Source organism: Microcystis sp. M144S2 (assembly GCF_020246065.1).
Taxonomy (GTDB): Bacteria; Cyanobacteriota; Cyanobacteriia; order Cyanobacteriales; family Microcystaceae; genus Microcystis; species Microcystis ichthyoblabe_A.
In genome coordinates, this window is the sequence record NZ_JADBTR010000042.1 from 15,404 (window position 1) to 39,759 (window position 24,356).

At 44.9% G+C, this 24,356-nt stretch carries 23 protein-coding genes and 1 tRNA gene; 4 read left to right on the forward strand and 20 right to left on the reverse strand.

The window, feature by feature from the left end; all coding sequences use genetic code 11:
- Positions 1 to 219: 219 nt before the first annotated feature.
- Complete coding sequence (locus tag IM462_RS05290; protein WP_287701882.1) at positions 220 to 1,590, reverse strand: cobyrinic acid a,c-diamide synthase CobB; 1,371 nt, start codon at positions 1,588 to 1,590, stop codon at positions 220 to 222.
- A 45-nt stretch (positions 1,591 to 1,635) separates the two neighbouring features.
- Positions 1,636 to 1,776 carry a hypothetical protein gene (locus IM462_RS05295; RefSeq protein ID WP_287701880.1) on the reverse strand — a complete coding sequence of 47 codons (141 nt, stop codon included), beginning with the start codon at positions 1,774 to 1,776 and terminating at the stop codon, positions 1,636 to 1,638.
- A 441-nt stretch (positions 1,777 to 2,217) separates the two neighbouring features.
- Here IM462_RS05295 and pckA point away from each other — a divergent pair, with 441 nt between their 5' ends.
- The gene (gene pckA, locus IM462_RS05300; protein WP_287701878.1) at positions 2,218 to 3,897 is read left to right on the forward strand and encodes a phosphoenolpyruvate carboxykinase (ATP); all 1,680 of its coding nucleotides are present in this window, start codon (positions 2,218 to 2,220) and stop codon (positions 3,895 to 3,897) included.
- Between the two features lie 102 nt (positions 3,898 to 3,999).
- Here the strand turns inward: pckA and IM462_RS05305 are convergent, their stop codons facing one another.
- The 8 genes from IM462_RS05305 to IM462_RS05340 form a co-directional block, all read right to left on the reverse strand.
- Entirely contained in the window at positions 4,000 to 5,217 is a 1,218-nt protein-coding gene (locus IM462_RS05305) for a BaiN/RdsA family NAD(P)/FAD-dependent oxidoreductase (protein WP_287701876.1), read from the reverse strand.
- Positions 5,218 to 5,451: 234 nt separating this feature from the next.
- On the reverse strand, positions 5,452 to 6,150 hold the full coding sequence (gene urtE / locus IM462_RS05310) for an urea ABC transporter ATP-binding subunit UrtE (protein WP_287701874.1): 699 nt from the start codon (positions 6,148 to 6,150) through the stop codon (positions 5,452 to 5,454).
- Between the two features lie 38 nt (positions 6,151 to 6,188).
- Positions 6,189 to 6,935 carry an urea ABC transporter ATP-binding protein UrtD gene (gene urtD, locus IM462_RS05315; protein ID WP_002732385.1) on the reverse strand — a complete coding sequence of 249 codons (747 nt, stop codon included), beginning with the start codon at positions 6,933 to 6,935 and terminating at the stop codon, positions 6,189 to 6,191.
- Between the two features lie 163 nt (positions 6,936 to 7,098).
- Positions 7,099 to 8,253, reverse strand: a complete 1,155-nt coding sequence (gene urtC, locus IM462_RS05320) for an urea ABC transporter permease subunit UrtC (RefSeq protein WP_271950828.1) — start codon at positions 8,251 to 8,253, stop codon at positions 7,099 to 7,101.
- Positions 8,254 to 8,256: 3 nt separating this feature from the next.
- Positions 8,257 to 9,417 (reverse strand): ABC transporter permease subunit, encoded by a 1,161-nt coding sequence (locus tag IM462_RS05325; protein WP_287701870.1) that lies wholly within the window; start codon positions 9,415 to 9,417, stop codon positions 8,257 to 8,259.
- A gap of 94 nt (positions 9,418 to 9,511) precedes the next feature.
- Positions 9,512 to 10,825 (reverse strand): urea ABC transporter substrate-binding protein, encoded by a 1,314-nt coding sequence (urtA, locus tag IM462_RS05330; protein ID WP_287701868.1) that lies wholly within the window; start codon positions 10,823 to 10,825, stop codon positions 9,512 to 9,514.
- 541 nt (positions 10,826 to 11,366) lie between these two features.
- The gene (locus IM462_RS05335; RefSeq protein ID WP_046662945.1) at positions 11,367 to 11,642 is read right to left on the reverse strand and encodes a TMEM165/GDT1 family protein; all 276 of its coding nucleotides are present in this window, start codon (positions 11,640 to 11,642) and stop codon (positions 11,367 to 11,369) included.
- Positions 11,643 to 11,735: 93 nt separating this feature from the next.
- A complete protein-coding gene (locus IM462_RS05340; protein WP_287701867.1) occupies positions 11,736 to 12,068 on the reverse strand; it encodes a TMEM165/GDT1 family protein in 333 nt (110 codons plus the stop codon).
- Between the two features lie 195 nt (positions 12,069 to 12,263).
- Between IM462_RS05340 and IM462_RS05345 the strand changes: the two genes are divergently transcribed.
- Positions 12,264 to 12,869, forward strand: coding sequence for a vWA domain-containing protein (locus tag IM462_RS05345; RefSeq protein WP_002733700.1), 606 nt, complete (start codon positions 12,264 to 12,266; stop codon positions 12,867 to 12,869).
- A gap of 48 nt (positions 12,870 to 12,917) precedes the next feature.
- Here IM462_RS05345 and glgA read toward each other — a convergent pair whose 3' ends face one another.
- The 8 genes from glgA to rpmG all read right to left on the reverse strand — a co-directional run bounded on the left by glgA (position 12,918) and on the right by rpmG (position 20,455).
- Positions 12,918 to 14,345: a glycogen synthase GlgA gene (glgA, locus tag IM462_RS05350; protein ID WP_287701866.1), complete on the reverse strand. Its 1,428-nt coding sequence runs from the start codon at positions 14,343 to 14,345 to the stop codon at positions 12,918 to 12,920.
- 516 nt (positions 14,346 to 14,861) lie between these two features.
- Positions 14,862 to 15,524, reverse strand: a complete 663-nt coding sequence (locus IM462_RS05355) for a LapA family protein (RefSeq protein WP_287701864.1) — start codon at positions 15,522 to 15,524, stop codon at positions 14,862 to 14,864.
- A gap of 155 nt (positions 15,525 to 15,679) precedes the next feature.
- Positions 15,680 to 16,297, reverse strand: coding sequence for a flavin prenyltransferase UbiX (locus IM462_RS05360; protein ID WP_002734602.1), 618 nt, complete (start codon positions 16,295 to 16,297; stop codon positions 15,680 to 15,682).
- Complete coding sequence (locus IM462_RS05365) at positions 16,281 to 17,024, reverse strand: HEAT repeat domain-containing protein (RefSeq protein ID WP_287701862.1); 744 nt, start codon at positions 17,022 to 17,024, stop codon at positions 16,281 to 16,283. The genes IM462_RS05360 and IM462_RS05365 overlap by 17 nt, the downstream gene beginning before the upstream one ends.
- Before the next feature lie 241 nt (positions 17,025 to 17,265).
- Positions 17,266 to 17,338: transfer RNA gene (locus IM462_RS05370), tRNA-Phe, on the reverse strand.
- A 76-nt stretch (positions 17,339 to 17,414) separates the two neighbouring features.
- A complete protein-coding gene (locus tag IM462_RS05375; protein WP_287701860.1) occupies positions 17,415 to 19,643 on the reverse strand; it encodes a sensor histidine kinase in 2,229 nt (742 codons plus the stop codon).
- 361 nt (positions 19,644 to 20,004) lie between these two features.
- Positions 20,005 to 20,220 (reverse strand): 30S ribosomal protein S18, encoded by a 216-nt coding sequence (gene rpsR / locus IM462_RS05380; protein ID WP_002732313.1) that lies wholly within the window; start codon positions 20,218 to 20,220, stop codon positions 20,005 to 20,007.
- A 40-nt stretch (positions 20,221 to 20,260) separates the two neighbouring features.
- Positions 20,261 to 20,455: a 50S ribosomal protein L33 gene (gene rpmG, locus IM462_RS05385; RefSeq protein ID WP_002734724.1), complete on the reverse strand. Its 195-nt coding sequence runs from the start codon at positions 20,453 to 20,455 to the stop codon at positions 20,261 to 20,263.
- A gap of 177 nt (positions 20,456 to 20,632) precedes the next feature.
- Between rpmG and IM462_RS05390 the strand changes: the two genes are divergently transcribed.
- Positions 20,633 to 22,045 (forward strand): slr1306 family protein, encoded by a 1,413-nt coding sequence (locus IM462_RS05390; protein WP_287701858.1) that lies wholly within the window; start codon positions 20,633 to 20,635, stop codon positions 22,043 to 22,045.
- A 9-nt stretch (positions 22,046 to 22,054) separates the two neighbouring features.
- Here IM462_RS05390 and IM462_RS05395 read toward each other — a convergent pair whose 3' ends face one another.
- Both IM462_RS05395 and miaB read right to left on the reverse strand, forming a co-directional pair.
- Positions 22,055 to 22,441, reverse strand: coding sequence for a C6orf136 family protein (locus tag IM462_RS05395; protein WP_287701856.1), 387 nt, complete (start codon positions 22,439 to 22,441; stop codon positions 22,055 to 22,057).
- A gap of 249 nt (positions 22,442 to 22,690) precedes the next feature.
- Positions 22,691 to 24,031 carry a tRNA (N6-isopentenyl adenosine(37)-C2)-methylthiotransferase MiaB gene (gene miaB / locus IM462_RS05400; protein ID WP_287701854.1) on the reverse strand — a complete coding sequence of 447 codons (1,341 nt, stop codon included), beginning with the start codon at positions 24,029 to 24,031 and terminating at the stop codon, positions 22,691 to 22,693.
- On the opposite strand from miaB, the gene IM462_RS05405 reads away from it, so the two are divergent.
- Positions 24,030 to 24,317, forward strand: a complete 288-nt coding sequence (locus tag IM462_RS05405; RefSeq protein WP_287701852.1) for a hypothetical protein — start codon at positions 24,030 to 24,032, stop codon at positions 24,315 to 24,317. The two genes, miaB and IM462_RS05405, sit on opposite strands and share 2 nt — an antisense overlap.
- Positions 24,318 to 24,356: the final 39 nt, after the last annotated feature.

Consider the following 24,356-nt stretch of genomic DNA (forward strand, 5'->3'; position numbering starts at 1 on the left):
CGGTAAGGGCGGTGTAGCGGGTCATCGGAATCGACACCAGACTGCCGGAAGGAACTCCAGCTAGTCTAAATCTTGTTTAGACGTGGGGGTCTAGAGAACAGCCCCGGCGCACAGCCGGCTATTGTCGATTAGGAGACCCATGCTTTTACTACTTTCTACCATCGACATCACCTCCTGTATCCCTTAACGGATTGATTATCAAATTTATCTGCAATTAGCTTAACGCAGCTGTGCGGAAAAATCAAGGCCGGCAGCTAAAAATTTTTTCGGCAGGCCCAGTTGGCCCCCAAAATGTAGGTGGAGATAGGAAGCGTGCAGATTCTTACCTTGCCACCCTTCGCCATTGATATCACTTTTGGGGAATGCTTGCAGTTGATAAATCGGTGCGTCGCTCACCCCGCTTAGTTGGGAGCGATGGAATTCATGGCCGCGCACTGGTTGACCTGCTTTGAGCAGGATCGTCTCCTGTTGGGCGATGGCTTGTCGATAACCTAGGGTTAACTTCGGAGACATTATAGCAGATTGGGGGATTATTTGCACCATAGAATGATTTTTTTGCTCGAAATCAACTATTTTGTCACATAAATACATTAATCCCCCACATTCGGCGTAGGTGGGCATTCCATCTGCGATCGCTTTTCTCACCTGAGTTAAGATAGGGGTGTTAGCCGCTAATTCTGGGGCAAAAATTTCGGGAAAACCGCCACCAAAGTACAACCCTTGCAGGTTTTCGGGCAAATTTGCCCCTTGCAAGGGACTCCAAAAGATTAATTCCGCGCCTAAATTGGCTAAAATATCGAGATTATCGGGATAATAAAAGTTAAAAGCCTTATCTCTGGCAATACCGATACGGATAGGGGGAAAAAGCTTATTTTCTCCTGTGGGATTTTTCGGGTTCTCTTGGGGAGAAATAGTGAGTAAAGGCAAGAGAATGTCCCAATTAAAGCAGTTTTGGGCAATAGAAGCCAGTTGATCTTGCAGTTCCCTGATTTCTCCTAGTTCATCCCTGGGAACTAATCCTAGATGGCGATCGGGAATTGTCAGGGAATCTTGACGACGCAAAACCCCGACAATCGGCATATTGATGGATTCTAGGGCGGTTTGCAGTAATTGCAGGTGGCGATCGCTGCCAACCCGATTGAGGATAACTCCGGCTAGATGGAGATTTTTGTCTAAAGATTGATAACCGCGGACAATAGCGGCGACAGAGGTAGATAAACGACTACAATCGATAACTAACAGCAGAGGAAGCCCTAAAATACGGGCAATATGGGCGGTACTGGCATAATCGGGAAATTGAGTATCGCTTAATTGAATACCATCAAATAGCCCCATTACCCCTTCAATCAGAGCATAATCGACATTTTGACAATGTTGGGCAAAACAGGTTTTGACATAGTCTTCGGAAGTTAAAACCGGATCTAGATTGCGACAGGGGCGACCGGTAAAATGAGTATGGAACATGGGATCGATATAATCGGGCCCGACTTTAAAAGATTGCACTCGATCACCACGACTGATTAAATAGGCCAAGATTGCCAGAGTAATCGTAGTTTTACCGACTCCGCTTCTTTCTCCTGCGATGATCATTATTAGTTGTTTTTTTTCGAGATCGAGCTAGACTTAATTAACCTGTTACACAATCAATTCTAGAGCTTGCCAACGGCTAATAGAGTCAATTTTGGCCGCTAACTGGCCCTGTGTCAATCGACTTTTTTGATTAGCGGCGAAATCAATTTGACCACGTTTAGGATCATTGTCATCATCTCTAGACAACCAGCTATTGTTCTGACGTTGCCCAAAACCAGAGACTTCCTACCTGACAATTAAGATAACTTCTAGATTAGCGGATCAATTTTGTGTAGCTGTTAACTTTTGTAAAAAAAACATCGTCTGCATCCTATTGTACAGATAGACTAAAAATATCTAGAAAAAGCAGTTAGATCGGCAAGAGGGAAAAGGTAAAAACCCTGACTGGGAGATGAGGGGTAAATACGCAAATAATCCTGAATTACCGCTCTAGGATTGGCTTTACCGACAGCGAAAGACCAGATTAATCAGGGAAATATCGTCAGATAAACTAATCAATATAGCTTCTTAGGTGTCTGGGAGTGAAAAAGACAGAGAACGAGGGTTTTCTAGTTCCTATAACTGCACTATCAGAGACCTAGAACTTACCTCTAAACCGACAACTAAATTATCAGGAGAATTGGGGTTATGCCGACTCTACACACGCTGACCAATGATAGTATCTCTTGTCCCTTGTCCGATCGCATGGAGAATGTCAATTTCCACTACGAATTAGAAAATCAAATTCATCCCACCTACGGCCTCGAAAACCTAGGCATGAAAAATCTCGGTCGCGTTTATCGCAATCTTTCCGTACCGCAATTAGTCGAACAGGCGATCGAACATCATGAGGGCGTTTTAGCCGATAATGGGGCTTTAGTGGTGGAAACGGGTAAATATACCGGTCGTTCCCCCAAAGATAAATTCATTGTCAAAGAAGCCAATAGCGAAAAGGAAATCGACTGGAATCAGCATAACGCCCCGATTAGCGAGGAAAAATTCCAGCAGTTATACCGAAAAGTCCTCGCGTATGTGCAGGGAAAAGACCTATATATCTTCGATGGTTACGTCGGGTCCGATCCTAATTGTCGCTTTGGCGTGCGCGTCGTCACCGAAATCGCCTATCATAACCTCTTTGCCCATCAGTTATTCCTCCGGCCCAGTGCGGTCGAACTAGCTGCCCATGAAACTGATTTTACCGTGATTGCCCTGCCGGGGTTACAGGGAGATCCCGAAGATGACGACCTGAACAGCGAAGCCTTTATCGTCCTCAACCTGGCCAAAAAAATCGTTCTCATCGGTGGCACTCGCTACGCTGGCGAAATCAAAAAATCCGTCTTCTCGATGATGAACTACCTGATGACCAAACAAGGGGTTTTACCGATGCACGGTGCCGCTAACATGGATAAACACGGTCATACGGCCCTCTTTTTCGGTCTCTCCGGTACGGGTAAAACCACCCTTTCCGCCGATCCTAAACGCAGCCTCATCGGTGATGATGAACACGGTTGGTCAGAAGACGGCATTTTTAACTTTGAAGGCGGTTGTTATGCTAAAACCATCCGTTTAAGTGCCGAATACGAACCCCAAATCTGGGCAGCGATTCAATTTGGCACTATTCTCGAAAACGTGATCCTTTCCCCCGATAATCGCCTTCCCGACTACGATGATGGACGTTTGACCGAAAACACCCGCGCCGCCTATCCCCTGCGTTATATCCCTAATTGTGCCGTATCTGGCATGGGAACCCACCCAAAAACTATTATCTTCTTAACTGCCGATGCTTTTGGGGTACTGCCACCAATCGCCAAATTAACCACGAACCAGGCGATGTATCATTTCCTCTCCGGTTATACTAGCAAATTAGCGGGAACGGAACGGGGAATCACCGCCCCACAGGTGACTTTTTCCAGTTGTTTCGGTCAATGTTTCTTCCCTCTGTCACCCCTCGTCTATGCCCAAATGTTAGGGCAACGTTTAGAACAACACCCCGAAACCTCGGTTTATCTGATTAATACTGGTTGGTCCGGCGGTCCCTACGGAGTCGGCGATCGCATTTCGATCAAACACACCCGCGCTATGGTTTCCGCCGCTTTAAATGGCGATTTAGAGGAAGTAGTTTTCCATCCTCATCCCATCTTTCAAGTTCTCGTCCCCGAAATTGTCCCAGGAGTTCCCAAAAAAATCCTCGACCCGCGACAAGCATGGCAAGATGGCGAATCCTACGACCTACAGGCGCGAGAATTGGCCCATCGTTTCGTGGAAAATTTCCGTCAATTTACCACTGCCTCCCAAGAAATAATTGCAGCCAGTCCAATTTGGGAATAACAGCATCAAGGAATCGGTTATCAACTATCAGTTAAAATGAGATTTTCTCGGAGTTTGATTGCCGTCGGGTGTATTGGGGCAGCCTAATACACCCGCATACTGCTATCTATTGCCCATGGCTTGTCCGGCGAGATAACCAGTGGTCCAAGCACTTTGAAAATTAAATCCCCCCGTGACTGCATCGATATCTAATACCTCCCCGGCAAAATATAACCCCGGACAGATTTTACTTTCCATAGTTTTAAAATCCACTTCCTGAAGATTCACTCCCCCAGAGGTGACAAATTCCTCCTTAAACACCCCTTTTCCTTTGATTTGATATTCCCCTTGCTGTAATTCAGTCATTAATCGATTGAGAGTATTTTTAGATAATTCGGCCCAGGGAGTTTCCGCGTTAACAGTCAAGTAACTTAATAAACTCTGCCAAAGACGCTTAGGTAACTGCTCAAAGGGACAATAATTAAAAAGTTTTCTTTTGGGATATTCACTTTTAGTTTGTAAGATAATTTCTCGCAATTTTTCAGGATGATAATCCCCCAACCAATTAATGATTAAAGGCATTCGGTAATGATGCTCGTGAAGTACCCGCGCTCCCCAAGCAGAGAGTTTTAGGATAGCAGGTCCACTGACTCCCCAATGGGTAATTAACAAAGGTCCGATTTGTTCTAATTTACTTCCCCCAAGACGAACTCGCACTTTATCCACAGTAACCCCTAACAAATCTTTCAGACGAGGATCGGTAATTTGAAAGGTAAATAAAGAAGGGACAGGAGAGACTAGAGAATGACCTAAATCTTGAGCGGTGCGATAACCAAAAGGACTACTTCCCGTAGCAATTAAAAGCTTATCTGCCCTAATTTGCTCATCTCTTTTTAATTCAATTAAAAAACTTTCTTCCTGTTTTTTAACCGATTTAACTGGGGAATTTAGCCTTAAATTAACCCCAGCAAAAGTCGCACTTTCCCGCAGACAATTAACAATAGTTTCAGAATTATCGGTGCTGGGAAACATTCGTCCATCCGCTTCTGTTTTGAGTTTTACCCCTCGCAATTCAAACCATTTAATAGTATCTTGGGGTTGAAAACGACTAAAAGCTCCCCGTAGTGCTTTGCCACCGCGAGGATAATAATTAACCAATTGGGAAACGTCAAAACAATGATGGGTGACATTACAGCGTCCCCCTCCCGAAATCCGCACTTTCGCCAGAGGTTCTTTTGCCGCTTCTAGGATAGTAACGCCAGCTTTTGGGTTAGATTCTGCCGCTTTAATTGCGCCAAAAAATCCCGCTGCCCCGCCACCAATTACGACTATTTGAGTCATATAAGTAAGTGGTTATAATTAAATTGAAGATAGATTTTGTCTTTGATCCCCCCTGCCCCCCTTGATAAGGGGGGTGCCGATAGGCGGGGGGATATCCCTTGATAAGGGGGGTGCCGATAGGCGGGGGGATATCCCTTGATAAGGGGGGTGCCGATCCCCCCTTAATCCCCCCTTGATAAGGGGGGTGTCTGATAATTTTTAACGCCTACCTACTTATCAAGGAAAAAGTTAAGTTTAAACCGACAAAAATCGCTGAATGACTTCTTGACTTAATTCACTTGTGAAACCGGAAGCAACAATTCCCCCTTTCTGCATGGCGTAATATCGATCAGCTTGGCGGACAAAATGCAGGTGTTGTTCTACTAATAAAACGGCGATTCCTTTGCTGGCAACAATACGCCGCACTGCCGCTTCAATTTCGAGGATAATTGACGGTTGAATTCCCTCCGTGGGTTCATCTAAAATTAATAATTTTGGTTCCCCCACTAAGGCGCGAGCGATGGCTAATTGCTGTTGTTGTCCCCCGCTTAAATCCCCTCCCATCCGCGATAACATGGTTTTTAAAACGGGAAATAAATCAAAGATTTCTTCGGGAATTGTGGCATTTTTTCTCCTTGTGGGTAAAGCTTCTAAACCGAGAATTAAATTCTCTTTTACCGTTAAACGGGGAATAATATCCCTACCCTGCGGCACATAACCCAGTCCTAATCTGGCTCTTTGATCTGAGGTTTTATTAATCAGGTTTTCTTGCTCATAATTAATTGCTCCCGCTCGCGGTTTTAAGATACCCATCAAGGTTTTTAATAGGGTAGTTTTACCCACGCCATTACGTCCGATTAAACAGACCATTTCTCCCGCATTAATGTTAAGATCAACATCTCTTAAAATATGACTTTCTCCGTAGTAAACATTGAGATCAGATATGTGTAACATTGTCAACCCTTTTTAACTAATTTTAATCATTTTACTTTTTATTCTTCCGAGGAACCTAGATAAACTTCAATAACTTTCGGATCATTTTGAATTTGCTCCATATTCCCCTCACATAGAACAGTTCCTTGGTGTAAAACCGTGACTTTGCGGGCAATTTGCCGGACAAATTCCATATCGTGTTCAATGACAATAATCGAATGACTTTCCGCTAGATTTAACAACAAATTACCCACGTTTTCCGTTTCCTCATCGGTTAATCCTGCTACGGGTTCATCTACTAGCAGTAAATCTGGTGACTGGGCCACTAATTGACCAATTTCTAAGCGTTGTTTTTCGCCGTGGGAAAGTAAAGAAGCGGATAAATCAGCTTTAGCAGTTAACCCGATAGTTTCCAATAAACCAATAACTTTTCTGCTATCTTCTAGGGGAGGACGACCGAAAAGAGTTGAGAAAACATTTTTATTGCGATTACTAACTAAATCGAGATTTTCTCGGACAGTTAGATTTAAATATACCCTAGGAGTTTGAAATTTGCGACCAATACCTAAACGAGCGATCGCATATTCAGGAATTTTGCGGAGATCTCGACCTTTAAATAATACCCGTCCGATGGTGGGTTGCACTTTCCCCGTAATCACATCTAAAAAAGTGGTTTTTCCCGCACCATTGGGACCGATAATCACCCGCAATTCTCCCGTATCCATACTGAAATTAAGATTATTGAGAGCTTTAAAACCCCCAAAACTAACGGTAAGATTCTCGATTTCTAAGATTTTTCCAGTCATAATTTCTAAGAGGGAATTGGTAATTATGAATTATGAATTATGAATTGGGGAGCAGGGTGTAGGGTGTAGGGTGTGGGAAGAATAAATAAAAATAATCTCCTGACTCCTGACGACCCACTCCTGACGACCGACTCCTGACTCGGAGAATACTAACAGAATAAGGTCACTTATGCTCTAATTCTTCTCTTTCCAATTGCACTTCCGGAGCTTCCTCAATACTAGGATAGGTGATTAAAGTTTTGCGGAAACCAAAATGAGTCAGCAAACGTTTAATTCCACCGAGAAGACCATCGGGAAGCACTGTCACCACAATTAGGAATAGGGCCCCTTGGAAAAATACCCAGACTTCCGGAAATTGTTCGCTTAAAAAAGTTTGGGCCATGCGTACTAATAAAGTACCGACAACTGCCCCCACAAGGGTAGCACGTCCCCCCACAGCCACCCAAATCACCATTTCAATGGAAAAAGCCACATCCATAGAGTTAGGAGTGATAATTCCCGTTTGCACCGTATAAAGAGCGCCGGCAACACCAGCAATCGCCCCAGAAATGGCAAAAACTAACACCTTAAACCAAGTAGGATCATAACCGGAAAAACGGACACGCACCTCATCATCGCGAATGGCGACTAACAAGCGCCCAAATCTGCCGGTAGTTAACCAACGACAGAGGAGATAAATAGCCAGTAAACAGACAATTGTGAGTAAATAAAAGGCCACTTGAACGGCATCGGAACCCACCAGCAACCCGAAAATTGTTTGGGTATCGGTTTTTAAGCCATTAGTGCCGTTAATTAACTTTTGTTGGCCGTTAAAAAAGTTAAAAAATACCAGTAAAGCCGCTTGGGTCAAAATCGAGAAATAAACCCCTTTAATGCGGTTGCGGAAGATTAAATAACCCAATAATCCTGCCACGATCGCTGGTACGATAATTAGGGCTAGAATTGTCAAAGGTAGGGAATAAAAAGGTTGCCAAATAAAAGGTAATTCTGTCACCCCGTAGAGAGTAAAAAATTCGGGCATTTGTCCGGGGGGTAACTGAAGATTTAGGTACATGGCCAAAGCGTAACCACCGAGGGCAAAAAAGATGCCATGACCAAGACTTAATAAACCCGTATAACCCCAGATTAAATCTATCCCCAAAGCGACAATAGCCAGGGAAAGAAATCGCCCCAATAAACGCAAGCGGAAGGCAGACAAAGCTAAGGGCAGCAACACCGCAAAGATGACCACCAATCCCACAATAACAGCGATTTCCGTGATTAACTTTTTCTTTTCCCGTTGTCGGGATTCGTTTCTAGTGATGGTTTCGGTAATCATAATCTATAACTCGGCAGTACGTCCTTTAGGAGGAAAAATTCCCGCAGGTTTGAATTGCAAGAAAGCAATAATTAAAGCAAAAATCATCACTTTTGCCATGCTAGTGGTGGAGAAAAAGGTGAAGAAATCCGTTAGGGGTTTTAGGGCTTCTACGGAACCAAAAATCAGAGCAAAAGTTCCCGAACCAATTAAATAATTAGCCACACCGATGGCCATAGCCGCGATAATAGTTCCCAGGAGATTACCCACTCCCCCCACCACCACCACCATGAAGGTATCAACGATATAATTCTGTCCCACATTTGGACCGACGGAACCCAAGAAACTAATCGCACAACCGGCAACTCCAGCTAATCCCGAACCGAGGGCAAAAGTCAAAGCATCCACTTGATTTGTCGGAATGCCTAAACAGGCACTCATCTGGCGATTTTGGGTGACGGCACGAATGCGTAAACCCCAAGAAGATTTATTTAAAAACCAATAAGTCCCTAACAAACAAAGGGCAGTTAAAATGATAATAAATAGACGGGTGTAGGGCATTTGAAAACTGGGTAAAGGTAAACCTCCCCGTAACCAGGCAGGAGCCGTGACATCGACGTTTCTGGCACTAAACCAGGGTCGAGCGAGAACCGGATTAAAAGATAAAAGATAGCCTAATAATCCAGCGATAGCTAGGGATAAAGGCAGGGTGATACCAATAGCTAAATTGCGAATTCTCTCCCAATCTAGGCGACGACTTAACACCGTCATCGCTCCGAAAAATAACAGACAGAAAACTATTAAACTAATTACTAATAACCCGTTGACACTTCTGACAAATTGCTGCAGGATTAAGCTGACTCCCCAAGTGGCCAGCAGCGTTTCTAGGGGTCTGCCATAGAGGAACCTAATCACCCCCCTTTCTAATAATAATCCCGCCAATCCCGACACTAAAAAAGCGATCGGTAGGGCGAATAAAACATAAGTATCAAAGAGGGGAGAACCGAAACCTTTAAAGACATTCTGCACCACAAAAGTACTGTAGGCCCCTAACATCATTAACTCACCGTGAGCGAGATTAATCACCCCCATCAGTCCGAAGACAATCGCTAGTCCTAAAGCGGCCAGCAATAGCACAGAACCGATGCTAATACCATTAAACAATCCTTCCAATAATGCTGACACTTTTCGTTATTCCCGTGCATTTTTAATCTTTAAAAAGTGGGGTGAGCAGTAATGCCCACCTCACTCTCGTTACTGTCCGGAAAAATTCCTAAAACTAGGATTTTTCCATTTTGAACTTACCGCCCTTAGCCGGATCCGTCCAGTCACAGGCAAAGCCCTTAGTTTCGGGGACAAATTGGTTCCAAGGTTGCGGATCCACTACCCCCGGAGTTGACCAAACGATGTCAAATAGACCATCATCTCTCACCTGACCAATGCGGACGGTTTTGGAGATATGATGATTGGGGAACATTTCCACCGGTCCTTCGGGAGCATCGAATTTTTGTCCCACGGCCGCGGCGCGAACTTTGTCGAGATCATCGGCGGTTGCCGCTTGTTCTACCGCTTGCTTCCAGAGATAGACCATGATGTAGGCCGCTTCCATGGGGTCATTGGTCACGCGATCCTCACCATATTTAGCTCGAAAAGCCGCAACAAATTTCTTGTTAGCGGGGGTATCTACGGTTTGGAAATAGTTCCAACAAGCGTACTGACCGAGGAGATATTCCTTACCAATCTGTTTAACTTCTTCCTCAGCAACACTCACCGACATGACCGGATATTTATCGGGAGTTAAACCGGCCGCTTGCAGTTGTTTAAAGAAAGCCACGTTACTGTCACCGTTGAGGGTGTTGAAAATAACGCCACCATCGGGTAAAGCTTGCTTAATTTTGGTGATAATCGGGGTAACTTCCGTGTTACCTAGGGGTAGGTAGTCTTCGCCCACGGTTTCGCCGCCTTTCGCCTTTAACTGCTCTTTAATAATCGTGTTGGCGGTGCGGGGAAAAACGTAGTCGGAACCGACGAGGAAGAATTTTTTTCCTTTATTTTCCAGCAACCAAGTCACTGCCGGCTCGATCTGTTGGTTGGGGGCAGCACCAGTGTAGAAGATATTTCTAGAACACTCTTGACCCTCGTACTGGACAGGATACCAGAGCATATGGTTTTTGGCTTCAAACACGGGTAAAACCGCCTTACGACTGGCGGAAGTCCAACAACCGAAGACAGTCACAACTTTGTCCTGATCGATCAGTTTGGTGGCTTTTTCGGCAAAAGTTGGCCAATCGGAAGCGCCATCTTCCACCACTGCCTCGATCTGTTTACCAAGAACACCGCCGGCGGCATTGATTTCCTCGATCGCCAGTTTTTCCGCATCGACTACGCTGGTCTCACTGATGGCCATGGTGCCACTGAGGGAGTGCAGAATACCCACCTTAATCGTCTCTCCAGAAGCCGGGGCGGGACTAGCAGCTGGGCTAGGACTAGCCGTGGGGGTTTGGTTTTGTCCACCGCAAGCTTTTAACAGAATACTGGTTCCCAAAGTGGCAGAACCGTACAGGAGAAATTTACGTCGTCCTAAATTTGACATGATGATCTTGAACTAACCTCGCTGACAATATTAGCTACTTCACACGGATGTTTTTGCTGAGGAGATTTTCGGGAATCCTTCTACAAATATCTGTGTGATATTACGGCTAGGTTAGCAGATTTTTTGTGATTTTCGCTACTTTTTGGATATTTTTTGTAGTTTTAGCTACTTTTTCAGGAAAAATTAATTATTTTTCTGGAATTTGCCTCAGTTTTTTAGCTATCAGGAGCCGGGAGACAGGAGGCAGGAGTCGGGAGACAGGAGTCAGGAGATAGGAGATTATTTCTATTTATTCTTCCGATACCCCACACCCTACACCCCACACCCTACACCCGTTCGGCTGAGCTCACGGCCGAAGCCCACACCCCACACCCGTTCGGCTGAGCTCACGGCCGAAGCCCACACCCCACACCCCACACCCGTTCGGCTGAGCTCACGGCCGAAGCCCACACCCCACACCCTACACCCCACACCCCACACCCCACACCCCACACCCCACACCCTGCCCCCACCGAAAAGCTTTTTGCCGGAAACCCAATTATCAATCCGAATCTGGCCAAAGCAGCCGGACAGCAAGCAGCGCAAAACCAATGGCCGCTATCGCTTTTAATATCTTAGCGGGGAATAACTGCGCTATGCTGCCGCCCGCAAGGACTCCTAAGAAACTGGTGCAGATTAAGGCGGTAATTGAGCCAAAAAAGACAGCTTTGGGTGATTTGGAACTGCCACCGAGAGCGATCGCTACTAATTGACTTTTATCGCCTATTTCTGCCAAAAAAACCGTGATAAATGTCAGTCCGAATAATTGCCAATTCATAAATTCTAGGGAGATGGGAAGCTTTTTTCAGTGAACAGTGAACAGTGAACAGTAAACAGTAAACAGTAAACAGTCACACTGATCACTGATTGCTTAGAGAATATCGCCGATGAGTAAACCAGTGATCAAAAGGAGAAGGATAGCGACACCGATATCTAAGGTTTTGGGGGAAAGACGACGAGCAATCCAATAACCGATCAGGACACCGAGGAAACTGGTAGCGATTAAAGCGCTGGCTGCCCCGGCAAAAACCACCCAGGGGGATTGAGATTCGGCGCTGATGAGAAGGGTGGCTAATTGGGTTTTATCGCCGATTTCAGCAAAAAATATGGTTAGGAAGGTGGAACTAAACACCGTCCAAAAACTCCAAGAAGGTGGATTATCTGGCTTTTTCTCGGTTGAGGCGATCGATTTGCTATCACTCATCGGCTAAGGAAATAATTTTCATACTTTTTTCATTTTAGCCCGACTGGTTTTCTGGCGATAGTTTCTGCTGTTGATTACGCTGTCTCCTTCCCCCAATAGTTAAAAAACCCTAGTCGATCGAGGTAGAGTTTCCATCCTAGAGTTTAATAATTATTAGACTAGGACGAGCGCAAATTGCTTGGAGGTATAGCCCCTATGGTAGAAAACAGAGATTATACTCTGATTATTGACAAAAGTGGCAGTATGTCCACTGCTGATAAACCCAGCGAGAAAACCCGTTGGCAAATTGCCCAAGAATCCACCCTCGCCTTGGCTAGAAAGTGCGAGGAATTCGATCCCGACGGCATCACTATCTATCTTTTTTCCGGACGTTTCCGACGCTATGATAATGTTACTTCCGATAAGGTGACACAAATTTATCAAGAAAATGAACCTATGGGGAGGACAGACCTAGCCGCTGTTCTTCAAGATGCCCTCAATAATTATTTTCAGCGCAAAACTGCTGGCAAAACTAAACCCAACGGAGAAACTATTCTGGTGATTACCGACGGAGAACCAGATGATCGCAAAGCGGTGATGCGTCAAATTATCGAAGCTTCTCGAAAACTCGATAGGGATGAAGAATTAGCCATTTCTCTGATTCAAGTAGGCCATGATCGACAAGCAACCGAATTTCTTAAAGCTTTAGACGATCAACTAGAATCGGCGGGGGCCAAATTCGATATCGTTGACACGATTACTATCGATGATATGGAAGATATGACCCTAGCGGAAGTTCTTCTCAATGCCGTTACCGATTAATTTCTAGCCAGTAGGGGTGATATATCTTCACCCCTAATCAAGGAGGATTTAACTGCTAGTCAGGGCGACAAATTTATCTTTTTCTTCATCGGATAATTGCTCCGATTGTCCGGTGATTTGTTTGTAGATTTTTAGATATTCCAAAGCGGATTTATACCAACTAAAATCTTGAGTCATTGCCCTTTGCTGTAGTTTTTGCCAATCCTGTTTATAACGGAAACTTTCCCAAGTCCGGATCATACAGGTAAACAGGTCTAAAGGTTCATAGCGATCGAAACTAAATCCTGTTCCTTTTTCCTGAATTGGGTCGTGGAAAGATACCGTATCGACTAAACCACCGGTGCGGCGTACCATGGGAATACAACCGTAACGCATGGCCATTAATTGGGAAATGCCACAGGGTTCAAAACGGGAAGGCATTAACAAAGCATCGGCCCCCCCATAGATGCGACGGGAAAGAGCATCACTATAGAGAAGATGCAGGGACATTCGCCCCCGGAAACGGGAAGTCATCTCCCACAGTTGGGTTTCATAATAGCGATCGCCTGTACCCAAAATAATCAATTGTGCATCAGTATAGGTGAGAAAGCGATCTAAAATTTGCATCACTAGATCAATACCTTTTTGTTCCACCAAACGCGTCACCATCGCCATGACAAAGGCACTTTTACTGACCTGTAGCCCCACTTCTTCTTGCAGGGCAATTTTATTAGCCAGACGTTTTTCGATGGTTTCTGGGGTAAAATTCTGCTTAAGATAAACATCTTTAGCCGGGTTATACACCTCCGTATCGATGCCGTTGACAATCCCCACCAGATTGCCGGAAATATAGGACAATAATCCCTCTAAATTTTCGCCATAAATGGGGGTCTGTATTTGACGGGCATAGGTGGGAGAGACAGTCGTGACGCGATTGGCAAATTGAACCGCCGCGGCCATAGTATTATCGCCCTGCATATACCAAGGACACCAAGTCATTTTTTCTAACGCCTCCCGCCAAGGACCCTGGTAGGCGAGATTATGGATCGTAAAAACGGTGCTAATATCGGGGTCTTGGTGCATCCAGACGGGAATCATGCCCGTATGCCAATCATGACAGTGAATAACTTGCGGTTTCCAGTAATTCCAGGCGAATTCCGCCGCACCATTGGCAAATAGGGTAAATCGCCAGGCCTCATCTTCGCCTCCGTAGATACTGCGTCCAGAGAAAGCTAGATTACCAAAGAGGTAGAGAGGAATATCTGTATCGGGTAAAACCGTTTCATAGACTGAAAAATCCTGAAACATGGCGAATCCTGACCAAATGGGTTCGGAAGGGATGTCCATTTTTTCCGCAAGAAAACCGTAGTAGGGTAGAAAAATCCGCACATCATGACCTAGCTGACGCAAGACTTTCGGTAATGCCCCAATTACGTCTCCCATTCCCCCAACTTTGGCAATTGGGGCGGCCTCGGCACCCACAAATAGAATTCGCATATTCTTCCCGCTTTACTTCACGACGACAAGAAATTTTAACAGATAAAGCCCCCCTAGCAGGATTTGCAAGTAGGTTATTATCGGATTAGCCTAGATTTTTCTTTAACGAACCAGAGAGCCAACAAGGGACATAATTAGGGTTTGCGGCAAAAAGTTTTTCGGTGGGGGCAGGGTGTGGGCTTCGGCCGTGAGCTCAGCCGAACGGGTGTGGGGTGTGGGCTTCGGCCGTGAGCTCAGCCGAACGGGTGTAGGGTGTAGGGTGTAGGGTTTTAGCGATTTTCATCTGGTCAATTACCTAATTTTCAGGGAAAAAGTACCTGAATTTTCCACCCGATCACTCCCAGAGCTGGTACTTTTTGGTTTCCAAAAAGTCTAAAAGTCTTACCCAACAAGGTTTTTAGATTTATTGAGCAAGCCCCAATTAGCTTTTTTGGGCATTGTTAAGTTTTTTAGCCTTTTTTTACCGTCTTTTTAGCAATTTTTAGCCGATCAGCACTGTTTCTGTCTCTGTCAAAGTTAAATCCACTCTTCCTCATCCCCTTTGTTTACCTCCCGATCTTGGTTTTGATCCTGGGCGGGGGGCGTAATAATCCGATAATTGACATCGTACACTTGATCGGCCTTTTCCCCGCGAGTCTGTTTGGCCGTGCGGTAACTATAGGAATAAACCGAGCCAGTTTGAGAACTGTCACTTGGTGGCTTGACAAAATCAACTCTTTCCTGATCGGCAAGCCTAGACGAGAAATCTTCCCGCTCCTGAATGATCGTCGGTTTTTCGGCTTGCCCTGAGCTACGTCGAAGGGGGGGTGTATCAAAATTCCAATCATCACCGCTATCTCTTTCCCAATCGTTACTCGCTTGCCCTGAGCTACGTCGAAGGGGTGGAGACGGAGCAGAATCTTGAATATAGGTAGGTCGGGGAGATGGCGGTGGGACTGTAGGATTATTTCCTATACGAGGGGAAGCTTTTGGGGCAGCCAAAGGACGACCAAAACTATAGAGAAATTGCAGGGTTAAACCACTGATAATTCCCGCCAAGGTGAAAAGTAACACCCAGACCGCTAGGGGCAGTTTTACCGTCATAATACCGCCAAAAAAGACCAAAGTGATCACCCCCAGATTCTGCCAGATCAGTAATCCGCCTACAGCGATTGCAAATAAGACCATAATCCAGCCCATTTTTACCTCCCTTGACTCAGTGATCAGTAAACAGTGATCAGTAAACAGTGATCAGTAAACAGTAAACAGGTATAAAGATAAAGATAACTAACTAACTAATTAACTTAAAACTTACATCTGATAACTGATAACTGATAACTGATAACTGATAACTGTTAATGTCCTTGCCAGCGATTAATTGTCACACAATCGATATCTAACTGATCGAGAGTACGAGCGATGACAAAATCGACTAAATCCTCGATCGATTGGGGATGGTGATACCATGCCGGTATTGCTGGCACGATTCTAACGCCCGCCTCGGCTAAAGTGGTTAAATTACGCAGATGAATTAAACTAAAAGGGGTTTCTCGCGGCACTAAAACCAATTTTCTGCCCTCCTTAATCTGCACATCCGCCGCCCTTTCTAGCAAATCGGAACTTAACCCCCCCGCTAATTTGGCCACTGTACTCATGCTACAGGGAATAATTACCATACCAAGGGTGCGATAGGAACCACTGGCGATCGTTGCCCCCACATCACCCCAACGATGACAGCGTAATTTTCCCCCTTCCATCACCCCGCATTGACTGCGCCAAAATTGTTCTTGCAGCTCCGGTTCTGGCGGCATCCGAATATTATCTTCCGCTTGCCAGACAGTGTAAGCTGATCTGGAGGCCACTAGATCGATCGTGTAGTCGGCTAAAAGTAGATATTTGAGAGTACGGACAGCATAAATCAGCCCTGATGCCCCTGTAACGCCCAAAATTAGCGGTTTAGATAATTCCTTCAAGCTCTAATTCCTCGATCAATTGTAATCCTCTCGGGTCGCCCACTTTTAATAAAGCACCTCTCGCATCTTCCTTGACACCTAAATCCTCATCTTCCACCAAGGCCTCGATCAAAGCATCGATCGCCGTGGCATAAATCACATTGAAGGGCAATTCTCGGCATAATTGACCGATCGACCAGGCGCAATTACTCCGCACCGCTGCAATTAAATCTCGGCGCAATCCTTCAATTAAAGGTGGCAACACGGTGATGATATCTTCATAATTGACCTTGGCAATCTGAGCCAAACTACTGGCAGCCCATAATCGCACCGCCGAAATATCAGTTTTAAGAGCATGAACCAAAGGCTCGATCGCCCTGCGATCGCCACAGTTACCCAGGGCCCAAACTACCCCTTTTCTGACGTAACCATTCCAATCTCTGGCCAGTAAATCGATTAAAGGCTCCACGGCGCTAAGACTGGGATTTCGTCCCAAAGCATAGGCGACACTGACACGCACTAGGGGACAGACATCGCTTAACATTTCTAGTAACGGGGCGATCGCTCTTTCGTCACGCAATTCACAAAAGGCGCGGGCCGCGATCATCCTCTCGCTGACATGAGCAGAAGTAAGCAATGAAAGCATTTCCTCGGGATCGGGGGGGATTTCCGCTGCTTGATCCGGATCGCTCCCATCGAGAGGATTATTTAAGGAGTTGCTAGAGTCTAGGATTTCATTGTCGTACATACTTGTTAGATTATCTTAATCCGTGACCGCTTACGTCAAGCCCAAAATCAAAAAGTAATTGCTGGTTGGGGAGACTTTTCAGTGATCAGTAATCAGTGAACTGAATATCCAAATCCGAGCGAAGATAGGCAGCCCGTATCATCACTGATAAGCTAAGACGCATTCTCACCGCCTATTCTTGCATTTACAAAACCTAGCAGACTAGAAAGTAAATACAGGGCAGATTTTATTGTTTTTCCGATGCCAAGACGCGGATTTGAACCGCGGACACGAGGATTTTCAGTCCTCTGCTCTACCAACTGAGCTATCTCGGCGTTTTTCAGTCCTTTCTCAATATAGCACGCCCTCGAAATAATTGCAAGGTTTTTTTCTAAAAAGTTTTCTGCTCGACTAGATTGGCAGGGTGAGGGTAAAAGTGGTGACAGCGTTGGCACTGGTGACATCGATGGTAGCATTCAGGGGTTTAATCAGTTTGCCGACCAAAGCTAAACCTAAACCAGTACCACTGTAGCGCCAGGGATCGTGGTTAGGAATGCGATAAAAAGGGGCGAATATTTTTGATAATTCCTCTGGGACGATTTCTACCCCTGAATTGCTCACACTAATTAATATTTGCTCGTCCGCACGCCTCACATTTACCCGAATTATTCCTTGTTCTGGGGTATATTTGGAAGCATTGGTCAGTAATTCCGCTATGATGCGCTCGATATGACACAGACTGGTGTTAATCTCCGGTATATCCCCATCGATATCTAAAATTAACTGCTGTTGTCGCTCGCGGGTGAGAGTGCGAAAAGGTTCCACTAATAAGGGTAGCCAAGAAAGTAAGTCGATCGCTTCGATCGCCGGGGGTTCGCTTTCCGCATCCAGATAGGTTAAAGTCAACAGATCATTAACTAACTTACTCTGACGCTGAGATTCAATGTTAAGAATTTGCAACAGTTGACCGATCGAATTCTCTGGATCGATCTCGATCCCTTGATCTTCTAGGAGACTTTCTAGGGTTTCCACCGCTAGACGAATGCTGGTAATCGGGGTTCGCAGTTCATGGGAAAGGGTTTTCAGGAATTCGCTTTTTAATCTTTCCAGTTTTTCTAATTCCCTCACTTGTGCTTGGGAAGATTCGTAGAGTCGCGCTTGTCGAATAGCGATCGCACATTCGGTGGCAATATGTTGAATCAAATTAGTTTCTAAGGAGTTAAAAATCTGATTAGCTGGTCGAATTAGCCAAAGATTGCCCAAAAAGCCCTGATCGTCAAAGATAGCACAAGCGCAACGGTTAACACGACAGATTTGCGGATTGTCAAGGGGAAGACGATCAACAAATTGTAAAATTTGTTTGTGCAGCAGCGGTTGATAGATTTCGGGAAAATCGCTAATTTGACGGGTAATTCCCTGACAGATAAGCTCTTGAGTGGTATATTCGTGGACAATGGTGGCTTTGCTGCGACTGGGATCATAAAGCTCAATCTGGGCCCTTTCTACGGGTAAAACCTGGACTAATTCCCTAGTGGTGGTTTGCAGAATATGATTTTCATCGAGACTATCGCGAATTTTTTCGGTAATCCGTCCGATTAATGCTTCATACTTCAAAGTCATCTGCAATTCGGCGGTTCTTTGCTGAACCTCCGATTCTAAGGCAGTATTCAAGCATTTTACCCGTTGGTGCAGTTCCGCTTGTTGAATGGCAATTCCCACTTGAATGGCTAATTGTTTGAGCAGATCGATTTCTTGGGATTGCCAAGAGCGAGTTTTTTGGCAATTTTGGGCAATTAGTAACCCCCAAAGTTGGTTATCGCAGATAATTGGCACCACCAGGTTAGCCTGTACTTGCAAAGAGGTGAGTAAGCTGCGATAACAGGGATCAAGTCCCGAATTATGGACATTTTCAATAACCTGAATTCTCCCGCGACGATAATTTTCCAGACGTTCTGGGGATAAATTAAAACAGGGATCCTGGATCCTGTTTCCTAAGACAGAATTAATCCTCGCAGTATGGGATTCCACCACAATCATGCCACTATGATCGGGGAATAAACGATAAATTAACACTCGATCGCAGTTGAGAAATTGTCGCACTTCTTTAACAGTTCTTTGCAAAATGCGATCGAGATCCAACGATTGCCGGATTCTTTCCTGCATTACCCCCAGTAGTTGTTCCCGTTCTGCTTGTAATCTTAAAGCTTCTTCAGCCTGTTTGCGTTCGGTGATATTGGTACTGGTTCCCACTAAACGATAGATGCGCGCATTGTTATCCCGTAGGGGTGTTAAAGTTGTTAGCCACCAGTAGGGTATATTTTGAAAAGGTAAATACTGTTCGTAGGAAATAGTCGTTCCGTAACGCACACAATCACTGTAGTGTTGCCGCACACTACGCGCATCATCGGGGGGAAGGATTTGTTCGGGAGTTTTGCCTTTAATCTCTGATGAGCGCAATCCTGTCCAGCGTTCATGAACGGGGTTTGCACCCACATAGCGAAAATCTCTATTTTCCAGCACGTCCACCACAAAAATCGACGCTTGCACGGAATTAAATATACTACGCAGAAACTGCTCGGAATCCTCCTCTTTTAGCTGTGCATCCAACTCGGTATCGATTTCTGACGGCTGCTTTTCCATAAGAGCCTCCCATTGTGCTAATTGGTGGATTTGGATCGATAATCACAAAATCGTTGGCTACTCCTAGGGCGATTTAATTATTTTTTAAGATTCTCGCACGAATTTTCCTATCCGCTGCCGATTTCGATATATTTCTTTGCAAAAACGAGAAAGCAACCCCAATATACTGAGATCGCTTATCAGTGATCAGGTTTAAGTTTTAAGTTAAGTAGCTAGATACAATTAATTACACATATCTAACTACCTCTTCCATAAGTGCATGAGTGCCTATCCTCACCAAGAAGTTAATTTTGTCCTATTACTTATATGTGTTATTTTCAGCGATCACTGTTCACTGATTACTGATTACTGATCACTGAATTTAGGCTTCTTGGTTGACAAAAGGCAATAAAGCCATTAAACGGGCGCGTTTCACCGCTTCCGTTAAATCTCGCTGTTGTTTAGAAGTTAAACCGGTGATGCGTCTAGGTAGAAGTTTGCCGCGTTCGGTGATGAATTTGCGGAGGAGTTCGGTATCTTTGTAGTCAATCGGTTGACTGGGGGAGATGGGGGAGAGACGTTTACGATAGTAGCTCATAGATTTGTAAAGATTGCTTGACTTTTTAACTAAAGTGTGCTTACTTAATTTCCTTGTGGACGGTGTGCTTATTGCAGTGGGGACAGTATTTCTTGATTTCCAGTCTGCCGGTGGTATTGCGACGGTTTTTGCTGGTGGTGTAGCGAGAAACGCCGGGGGTACGCTTATCGGGATTACTGCGGCATTCCGTGCATTCTACAGTGATGATCAGGCGAACGCCTTTTTTACTAGCCATAACAACAGGGGATCGGGTAAATTTACACGCAATCGATCATTATGACATATCTGGGGCCTTTTAGGCAAGAGCGGCCGGGACACCTGCGAGGAATTGTCGGCTAAAAAGTTGAGTTTGGGATGAAATCCAGCACAAAAAAGCTAGAATAATCACAGCAGTTGGCGAGGATGAGGAAAAATGACGGTAAGATTGGGTAAACCGATTTTAGTGACGGGGATAGGCATTACCATCGCTTTCACCCTGGGGGAAACTCTCAATAGTACACTGAGCGAAATCGGTTCATGGGGTATTTTCGGTGTGATTGCTCTTGGTGCTGGTATCTGGTTTTGGCAAAAACCCAACACGAAAATCGATTTTTCCCATCCCACTCCCCTGAGTCTAGAAAAGGTTAAACAAGCGATTAGCAAAGCCGAGAAGATAATTAATTATCTGGCCAAAGAAGACCCTAATCAAGACTTAACCCCTCTCAAAACCAGTTTAACCCAATTAAATCAAGAATTTAGTCGCCAAGACCTGAAAATTGCCATTACCGGTGCGAGAAAAACTGGTAAAACTGCCTTAAAAAAACTACTAGAAAGCGGCAACTTTGGGGAATCTATCGCTTTTCTGGAAACGGAACCGCTTCTAACTTTCGACTCCACCGCTAACCAGAAAAAGTCCCTGGCAGCCGACTTAGTTTTGTATCTGATCAATGGGGATTTAAGCGATTCCGAATGGCAAATCCTCCAGCAATTCGATCGAATGCACCAGCGTGTTATCCTGTTACTGAATAAACAGGATCGTTTACCTGCCGAAACCAGAGAAGAAATACTTCTTTCCCTGAAACAAAGACTAAAAGAAACTATTCCCGCTCATCATATTTTAGCCATAGCTGCTGCCCCTGAACCCCTAAAAGTTCGTCAACATCAAAGCAATGGAGAAATCAAGGAATGGACGGAACCCCAAGCTATTGTTATTGATAATCTAGATAATTATCTCCGACAAATTATCGAACAAGAAAAGTCCGAATTAGTTCTTGGAACTATCTGGAGACAAGCGCTAGAATTAGCCAAGGAAACCAAACAATTACTTAATCAATCCCGACGCAAAAAGGCTTTACCTGTTATCGAACAATACCAATGGATAGCCGCTACTGCCACTTTTGCTAATCCTCTCGCAGCCCTAGATTTAGTTTTAGCGGCAGCCACTAACGCTCAAATGTTAGTGGATTTAGGGGCAATTTATCAACAAAAAATGTCCCTCGAACAAGCAAAAACAGCCATGACTACCCTGGGTAAAATGATGGTACAATTGGGCATGGTAGAGGTGACAACCCAGGCATTGGGAACGATTCTCAAGGGAAATGCGATTACTTATATTGCCGGTGGTACAGTGCAGGGAATTGGAGCAGCCTATCTAACTCGTTTAGCAGGTTTAAGTTTAGTTGAATATTTCCAAGAACAGGAAATTAACGAGCAACTGAATAATGATTGGAATTGGACGAGTTTGCAGAATAAAGTTAAACAGGTCTGGGAACAAAATCAACGCCTAGCATTTTTACAGGATTTTGTCAAGCAAACGAGCGCTCGTTGGTCGGCATTTTCTGGTTAAAAAATCTAGTTAAGAACCGGGAAAAGGTAAATGCTGACGCAGCACATTCCAGCGCGAACAATCCCAATAATCGATATGAGAAATAATCAGATTATTGTCATCGAGAGTTAATTCGCTGCGTCCAGAAATAGCGATGCGAGGCCGCCAAGGTAAAGGGGTTGTCCAGTGCAATGTCCAACGGGTATTAATAATATTTCCCTGCTGTTCAATTGCGTGGACATCCATCTTGATAGCTTGGAACCATTGACTCATAAAACCAATCATTTCCCGATAGCGTTTAATCCCCCGAAATTGATTGAGAGGGTCTTGAAAATAAACGTTATCAGCATAAATATCATAGGTTTGATCGAGGGGAAATCTTTGATAATCTTGCTGCAAAATAGCGATAATATCCATAAAGTAAGTAATTAGTTATAATTAAATTGAAGATAGATTTTGCCTTTGATCCCCCCTGCCCCCCTTGATAAGGGGGGTGCCGATAGGCGGGGGGATCCCCCTGAATAAGAGGGGTCACTGTGAACTATTAAGTACCTAAGCAAAATTAGTTACACATATTTAACTACCTTTTGCCGTTCGGCTGAGCTCACGGCCGAAGCCTATTGCCTATTGCCTCTCCTAACCAAGAAATTAGTTTTGCACCACTACTTAAAAGATCACTCCCGTCAAACTAAAGGGACGGACTTCGGTAATTTTAACCTTAACAAATGTGCCGCGCAATTCCTCAATATTTCCCGTAAAGAAAGTTAAGCGATTGCCTCTAGTTCTTCCCATAACTTGACCAGCATCTTTAGGGTTAACGTCTTCCACTAAAATTTCCTCAATTCTGCCTAAATATCTTTGGGAACGTTCAGCGGCTTTTGTGGCCACTAAATGATTTAATCTTTGTAAGCGATCGCTTTTTACCTGCTCACTTAATTGATCATCCCAAATAGCGGCAGGAGTACCGGGACGGGGAGAATAGGCCGCCGTATTTAATTGATCAAAACCAATCTCATCGACTAATTTTAAAGTATTCTCGAACTGTGCCTCTGTTTCTCCGGGGAATCCGACAATCGCATCGGCACTAATGGCAGCATCCGGCATTAAATCGCGAATATTAGCAATAATTTGTCGGTATTTTTCCTGAGTATAGCCCCGTTTCATGGTCTTGAGGATATCATTATCCCCCGATTGAAAAGGGATATGAAAATGTTCACAAACTTTAGGTAATTCCTGACAAGCTTTAATCAAACGTTCGGTAAAATAGCGGGGGTGACTGGTGGCAAAACGGAGACGTTCAATGCCGGCCACATCGTGAACGTAGTAGAGTAAATCGGTGAAATTGTGCAGATGTCGGCCGCTTGCCGTCACTCCGGGTAAATCCCGTCCGTAGGCATCGATATTTTGACCTAAAAGGGTGATTTCTTTATACCCCTGTTGTCCTAATTGTGCCATTTCTGCTCGAATTGCCGCAGGAGTGCGCGATTGTTCCACCCCGCGCACCCCCGGAACCACACAATAGGTACAGCGTTCATTACAACCATAGATGACGTTCACCCAAGCGGTAATACTACTATCCCGGCGCGGTTTGGTGATATCTTCCATGATGTGGATGGGTTCGGTAGCCACCACCTGGGAACCGTCAAAAACTTGTTGTAATAAGTCTCCCAAGCGGTTTGCGTGTTGGGGACCGATAATTAAATCCACTTCGGGAACCCGTCTTAATAATTGTTCCCCTTCCTGTTGAGCCACGCAGCCAGCGACAATTAGAGTAAGGTCGGGTTGAGTTTGTTTGCGTTTAGCCTGTCTGCCGAGATAGGAATAAACCTTCTGTTCGGCATTATCGCGAATTGTACAGGTATTGTAGAGGATTAAATCGGCTTCGTTGGCATCCTCAGACCATTGAAACCCCAAATCTTCTAAAATACCCGCCATGCGTTCGGAGTCAGCTTTATTCATCTGACAACCAAAGGTGGTGATATGGTAACGACGTGGGGACTTATTCATGATGCTGGCTACAGAAACAAGAGTGCAGGTTTCTATTTTAGGCTATTTATTCTCTGACTTGAAAGAAGCGGTCGGCGGTCGGCAGGATTCAGGAGTCAGGAGTCAGGAGTCAGGAGTCAGGAGTCAGGAGATTATTTTTATTTATTGTCCCCACACCCCACACCCCACACCCCACACCCGTTCGGCTGAGCTCACGGCCGAAGCCCACACCCCAGAAAAAGCATACTCAGCCATACAAGCAAATAAAAACGAAACTTTTGCTTTGAGGATATCTCCTGACTGGTAGGATAAAAATAAACCATAACTAGGCAGTTTAACCTCCACG